This is a genomic window from Pannonibacter indicus, from assembly GCF_001418225.1.
Lineage (GTDB): Bacteria > Pseudomonadota > Alphaproteobacteria > Rhizobiales > Stappiaceae > Pannonibacter > Pannonibacter indicus.
On the sequence record NZ_LIPT01000035.1, the window covers coordinates 1 to 1,279 of the forward strand.

The window sequence follows — 1,279 nt, forward strand, 5'->3', positions numbered from 1 at the left end:
GGGGGGGCTGTCCGTCAAACCGCGCTCCGCACCACTTGCCCAGCTCTCGCCCTGCCCGGAGTGGCCGTCTTCCTGTGCCTGAGCCCGAAGACCGCCCGCGCTCCCCACAAAGCGCTGTAGGGCGGGCGCAGGGCGGGCCATCCGCGCCGGTCTGGCAAGCTCCAACGGAGCGCACAGGTTCGTCCAGGGCGCGAGCCCTAGACGGGCCGGAGAAGGAGGTTTCCAAAGGGGCACAGCCTCTTTCGGTCCAGCGGAAGGCGAGGGGGGTTTCAAAAGGGGGGATGCTGTGGCATCTTCCCTTTGCCTACGGAATGGCTCAGCCATTTCTAGTAGGTTAGAGGATGGCGGGAAATGGCAGAGATTTTAAGGCCCGAATCTGGCGGAAACCCAAGGGCTGCACAGGCACGGATAGCGATGCGAAACGCCACTGCGATTGGCGGGCAGCGCGCCCATGATCTGCGCATCGGACCCCAGCCGTCTTACGTCGATGCTGACCGCTCCAGCCTGAACCGTGTCTTGGTCGAGCCGCTGACCGGCACGAAGCTGCGGGCAATCTGCGAAGAGCGGCGCAGTCAGCGCACAATGCAGCTGGCGATGAAATCCAGTGCCTCGGTCGGTGTTGCAGGCATCATCACCTTCGGCATCGAGGCGCAGCGGATCTTCGACCGCCTGACGCCGGAGCAACAGGACGCGGCTTACCTCGAAACAGCCCAAGCGATTGCCGCCCGCCTCAACAGCACGTTGACCGGCCTTGTGGTTCATGCGGACGAAAGCGCGCCCCACGCACACTTTCAGCTTCCGGCCTATGACCTGACCGGGCACCCGATCAGCGAGACGGCCAAGCGCGCAACCCTGCGCGACATCCAGACCATCACCGCCGAGGTGATGGGCCGTCACGCGGCCGGCATCGAGCGGGGGCACTCAAAGCTAGACCGCCTCAAGGCCGGAGCCTCACCGGCAGAGGTGGTCAATCGCTCTGTAGCCCAGCTTCACAGCGACCTTCCCGCAGAGATCGCGGCCAAGGAAGCGGAACTGGCGGACATTCGGTCGAAGCTGCAAACCAATCTCACCCGGCTGTCCAAGGCCAAAAGCGAAGCCTTGGCAGAGGGCCAGAAAGCAGAGAAGGCCCGCAAGCGTGCCGAAACCTACGAGGCCCGGGCACAGAAGGCGCAAGCCGAACTGGACAGGATCGAAAACGACCTGGTGCGGCTGCGCGAGTTGCAGGCAGGGCTAGAGGCTGAAAACGAGAAGTTGGACAATGCGTTAGCCCAAAAAAAAA

Annotated in this window: 1 protein-coding gene; it reads left to right on the plus strand. The window is 63.6% G+C overall.

All coding sequences use genetic code 11. The features are described 5' to 3' along the window. Positions 1-351 precede the first annotated feature (351 nt). A partial coding sequence (locus tag ASC48_RS19220) for a plasmid recombination protein (RefSeq protein WP_208975841.1) occupies positions 352-1,279 on the plus strand: 928 nt, incomplete at its 3' end.